Source organism: Desulfonatronospira sp. (genome assembly GCA_003563255.1).
In the GTDB taxonomy this organism is placed as follows: domain Bacteria; phylum Desulfobacterota; class Desulfovibrionia; order Desulfovibrionales; family Desulfonatronovibrionaceae; genus Desulfonatronospira.
On the sequence record PWSL01000520.1, the window covers coordinates 1 to 4,858 of the forward strand.

General features: G+C 50.4%; 4 protein-coding genes. 3 read left to right on the plus strand and 1 reads right to left on the minus strand.

The window, feature by feature from the left end; all coding sequences use genetic code 11:
* Positions 1–241 precede the first annotated feature (241 nt).
* Positions 242–1,156 (minus strand): glycosyltransferase family 9 protein, encoded by a 915-nt coding sequence (locus QZP87_RS15105; RefSeq protein WP_291323756.1) that lies wholly within the window; start codon positions 1,154–1,156, stop codon positions 242–244.
* Between the two features lie 170 nt (positions 1,157–1,326).
* Between QZP87_RS15105 and QZP87_RS15110 the strand changes: the two genes are divergently transcribed.
* The 3 genes from QZP87_RS15110 to glgA all read left to right on the plus strand — a co-directional run bounded on the left by QZP87_RS15110 (position 1,327) and on the right by glgA (position 4,637).
* The gene (locus QZP87_RS15110; RefSeq protein ID WP_291323757.1) at positions 1,327–1,779 is read left to right on the plus strand and encodes an NUDIX hydrolase; all 453 of its coding nucleotides are present in this window, start codon (positions 1,327–1,329) and stop codon (positions 1,777–1,779) included.
* 7 nt (positions 1,780–1,786) lie between these two features.
* The gene (locus tag QZP87_RS15115; protein ID WP_291323758.1) at positions 1,787–2,689 is read left to right on the plus strand and encodes an ROK family protein; all 903 of its coding nucleotides are present in this window, start codon (positions 1,787–1,789) and stop codon (positions 2,687–2,689) included.
* A 478-nt stretch (positions 2,690–3,167) separates the two neighbouring features.
* Positions 3,168–4,637: a glycogen synthase GlgA gene (gene glgA / locus QZP87_RS15120; protein WP_291323759.1), complete on the plus strand. Its 1,470-nt coding sequence runs from the start codon at positions 3,168–3,170 to the stop codon at positions 4,635–4,637.
* The last annotated feature ends 221 nt before the right edge of the window (positions 4,638–4,858 follow it).

Sequence of the window (4,858 nt, forward strand, 5' to 3'; positions counted from 1 at the left end):
AACCTGTCTCAATTGGGGACAGGCACTTTTGCCGTTTGAAAACTTGCAATTGAACAAAAAATCAGGCGGCAAAAGAGCCAGTCCCCGGAGGTCAATATATAAGTTTCGCTGTAGTGTTATCTTGACATCAGCTAAAAAAAAGTGCGGGGAGAGCCAGTCCCCATGCCATATGTAAAGCGCTAAACAGATACTGAAAAAGGGCCTGGATGTCAGGGAGACATCTTTTCATTTGTGCCTTGACTCAAGGCGGCAACCGGTTCAAAAATTTGTCCCCCCAGGACTTGACATGCCTTTGGTCTATGGCTGCCATGCATATTGGATTGCTGCACCGGATGCGAGCGGTCCAGGAGCAGGGTGCACAGTCTGCAGGTGTTTTGAGGACCTGGATTCCCTCCGGCCGCCACACCGAGACCGGGGTGGGTCCAAACAGGACCAGGCCTGGTTTTTTAAACATAGCTCCCAGGTGCATGGGACCGGAGTCGTTGCCGAGCATCAGGCAGGCCTCGAGGACAAGGTTCTGCAGTTCTTTGAGGCTTGTGCATCTGGCCTGCTGCAGGTCCCCGGGGATTTGCAGATGTTCTTCGGCAGGTCCAAGCACCACTACTGCTGAAAATCCCTCTTGTTCAAAATACCTGGCGGTATCCAGGAATCTTTCCAGAGGCCAGTTTTTTGCAGGGTTGCCTGACCCTGGAAAAAGAAGGACCTTTCTCCCGGCTGTATGCCTGCCGAACAGGTTGATCCAGTCCAGATGCCAGTCCTTTTTGTAGGAAATACCCAGTTCATTTAGACTGTTGATATAGCTCCTTCTTACATGCCTGTGTTCGCCGGGCTGTACTGCCTTCAGAAACAACAGTTCATGAAAGGATCCGGGAATGGTGACCCTGTCCAGTCCGAACCAGAAAACCTTGAACCCATCCAGTGTTTCCGGCCAGCGTGTACTGCTGTAAAGTCCGTCCAAGGCCGATATATAAGCAGAGTGAAGCTTTTTTATACCTATGGGGCCGAGCCACGGTAAAAAGGCATCTTTGCCGTGCCAGTACACCTGTGCTTCGGGGAACTGAGCCCTGATGGACAGAAAAACGGGCCATGCCAGAAGAAAGTCCCCCAAAGCACCCTTGTGCGCCAATATGATATTGCCATAAGTAATATTTTGCATTAAAGACCTTCATGAATACCTTATAGTGACTTATTCCTGCTATCCTGTCAAAAAAATGAAGACAGTTTGCACCACAAAGGCACATATTTCACAGAACCGTGAACCTGGAACTTTCAACCCTCAAGCATATCTTTCAAACCTGTAAACCAGCTAATACCTCTGGTGTCGGCATGTCAATTTACAAGCACTGTCCATCCTGCGGGAACCCGGTTGCAATGTACCGCAATCCGTTTCCCACCGTGGATACCATTATTCATTTCCCTCCAGGCAGAATCGTCCTGGTGGAGAGGAAAAATCCTCCACCTGGATGGGCCCTTCCAGGTGGATTCGTGGATTACGGAGAAACCGTGGAGGCCGCAGCAGTGCGGGAAGTCCTGGAGGAAACCGGACTCAAAGTGACCTTGACGGATCTTCTGGGAGTCTATTCCCACCCGGATCGTGATCCCAGGCAGCACAACATGAGCGTGGTTTTTGTGGCTCATGTCGAAGCCGGGCAGGAGTTGTCCCCTGGGGACGACGCCGACAGTGCCGGTATCTTTGATCTGCAGGACTTGCCGGAACTGGCCTTTGATCACCGTAAGATTATTAATGATTTTGTCTACAGGCTGAAAAGGCTGAAGTGAGAAGTACATGTATATATGCATAGACTTAGGTGGCAGCAATCTACGGGGGACATGGATGGATGCGGCCGGGAACTGCGGAGAGGCGCTCAACATGCCCAGGCCCAGGGATTTGGAAGGTACCAGGCGTATGCTGACAGGGCTGATTCAACAGTTGATGCAGCGGGCTCCAGGAAAAGTTGAAAATATCGGCCTGGCCAGTGCAGGCCCTCTGAACCTGAATCAGGGCGTATACTTCACCCCCACCAACATGCCTGAGCTAAAGGACTTTGACCTGTCCGGGTTCATCTCCGGGATATTCGGTAAGAGGCCTTTTCTGGAGAACGACGCCCAGGCCGCAGCCCTTGGAGAGATTTATAAGGGGTGCCTGGCTGGGGAAAAAGATGCCCTGGTCTTTACCCTGGGAACAGGGCTTGGGTCGGGTGTTATATTTGACGGGAATGTATGGAGGGGCAAACTGGATGCGGGTCCTGAACTGGGACATATATTCATGGGGCCCAATCACGGGATGCGCTGCGGTTGCGGCCAGGTCGGCTGCGCCGAGACCTGGCTCAGAGCATCGGCGATAAAGGATCTGGCAGGACGGAACAGGCTGGCTCTGCAGGGCCTGAAAGAGCTTGACACCTACCTGGAACAAGGGGATGAAAGAGCTCTCAAGACCATGAGGCAGTATGGCAGGAGGCTTGGTCTGTATCTGAGCCAGATGGTTTCCATATTCGGAATTAAAAATATTGGTATCAGCGGGGGCCTGAGCAGGCTTGCTCCTTATTTCAGGGAACAGGTTCAGGAAAGTATCCGGTTCAGGCTTGCATCCAGACCATGGCTGGTTCCAGCCAGTGTTGAGTTCTCCAGGGACCCTCAGATGAGCGCATTGTGGGGCATGGGTTACTTGATGCGCGGATCTGAGTTTTAAGCAGAATTTTTTTAGTTTGCTTTTTCATACCATTATGGTGTAACTTGTAATCGATTTTGTTGACCAGTTTCTGGTCAGCGCTTTTCAGTAAAACAGGGGGAGAGCGTCCCCCTTCCGGTCTGGAAGCCATGTCAGGCTTTTTCCGCGACCCTGCGCGGAAAAAGAGGCCCCTTCGTGGCAGCATTCGAAAAAGGAAGGGAGCTTATACAACCACCCCCGGGCTTAAGAAGTATGGGCGTGTGGGAGTATGGGAGTATGGGAGTATGGGAGTATGGGAGTATGGGCGTCAAAATATCTTTACACCCACACATGGATACCCCCATACACCCATACTTTCTTCCTAAGGGAGGGGAGTTTACGCCGTGCCCGTGATCCTACCTAAGGGGCAGGATGTCAGAAAAAGTTACCAACATGTTTGTTTGAAATTTGTGCTAAGCGCCTGAACATAATCCATCCGCCTAGATCTTGTTGAGGAATTATGGAGTTTGTACCTGATATTTGTTTTGTGGCTTCTGAAATCTACCCGTTTTCTAAAACCGGGGGACTTGCCGATGTGATGGGAATTCTGCCCCTTACGCTGCACAAAATGGGCTACAAGGTCAGCGTTATTACTCCTTTATACGGCCGAATTTCTACCAGTGCATACAATCCCAGGCTGGTGTACGAAGACATTAATGTAGGTTACCCTTGGCCAGGTGTTACCGCAGATGTACTCCGCGCCGATTTCAAGGGCATGCCGGTTTACTTTCTGGACAGGGGAGAGTACTTTGACCGCAGGTATCACTATTGTACTTACAAGGGTGATTACTTTGACAATTGCGAGCGCTTCATTTTTTTCTGCCGGGCAGCCATGGCCCTGATTAAGGCCATTGGAAAAGCACCCAGGATAGTACATTCCCACGACTGGCACGCAGCCCTGATGAGCCCCTATATTTACTACCAGCGCCGGACGGACACATACTGGAAAAATACATCCACGGTCTTCACCATACACAACCTGGCTTTCCAGGGACGTTTTTCCGTGCGGCTTTTCTGGGATTGCGGTCTGCCATACGAGGCCTGGGGCATGGAGGGTGTTGAATTTTATGACTCCTTCAACCTCCTCAAGGGTGGAATTACTTACTCAGACAAAATAACAACCGTCAGTCCTTCTTACGCCGAAGAAATCCTGACTCCTGAATTCGGATGCGGACTGGAAAATGTGCTGCAGAAACGCAGCAAAGACCTGGTGGGTATTTTAAATGGTTCCGACTATGAAGTCTGGGATCCTTCAAGGGACAGGTACCTGGCTGCGGGTTACTCTTCAAGCGATCTTTATGGCAAGCAGGCATGCAAAAAAGAACTTCTGGATCAATTGTGTCTTTCTGAAAAACTGCTTTACAGGCCTGTTTTAGGCTTTATCGGCAGGTTTCGCAGCCAGAAAGGGATCGACCTTTTGACTGAAATCATACCCGACATTGTACGCCAGGATGTGGGGGTGGTATTACTGGGTGAAGGGGATGCAGAGTACGAAGCCAAGCTCATGAACCTGGTGGAGGCGTACCATGGGCATGTAGCAGGTATTGTTGGCTATACAGAGGAAATGGCCCACAAAATCCAGGCCGGCACGGATATTTTTCTGATGCCTTCCAGGTACGAGCCCTGCGGTTTGACACAGATGTACAGCCTGCGCTACGGCACACCTCCGGTGGCCACGGCGGTTGGAGGGCTCAAAGATACAATAGTTCCTTATCCTGCAGAACATTCTACTGGTTTTGTATTTCCGGAACCAACCACCAAAGCTTTTTGGAATGCAATTCAAAATGCTCTTGTTTTGTACCAGGACACTGAGTCCTGGAAGAAAATGGTTGTCAGGGGCATGCAGACTGATTTTTCATGGACAAAGTCAGCCAGGGAATATGTTGAACTCTATAAACAAATTGGTTACGTGCTTGATGAAGAGGTGTAATTTTTTGTTTTCTAACGCGGGCTTTGCCCGCAACCCAGATAAGAAAAGAGTTTTTAGCCCACCCCAGTAAAATGGGAAGAAATTTTACGGGGCAGGCAGATCACGCCCAGTGAAATCCGTCCCAGTGAAACCCCCTTTGGGGAGTCCCAAGGGACTGTTTCACGGGATAAACTGCGCTGAGACTTCGTCTATTTCACCGGGCAGGCAGATTGACACAGATA

Coding starts and splice junctions, on each gene's coding strand:
- QZP87_RS15105 (WP_291323756.1), bottom strand. CDS start 1,156: ATGCAAAATATTACTTATGGCAATATCATATTGGCGCACAAGGGTGCT.
- QZP87_RS15110 (WP_291323757.1), top strand. CDS start 1,327: ATGTCAATTTACAAGCACTGTCCATCCTGCGGGAACCCGGTTGCAATG.
- QZP87_RS15115 (WP_291323758.1), top strand. CDS start 1,787: ATGTATATATGCATAGACTTAGGTGGCAGCAATCTACGGGGGACATGG.
- glgA (WP_291323759.1), top strand. CDS start 3,168: ATGGAGTTTGTACCTGATATTTGTTTTGTGGCTTCTGAAATCTACCCG.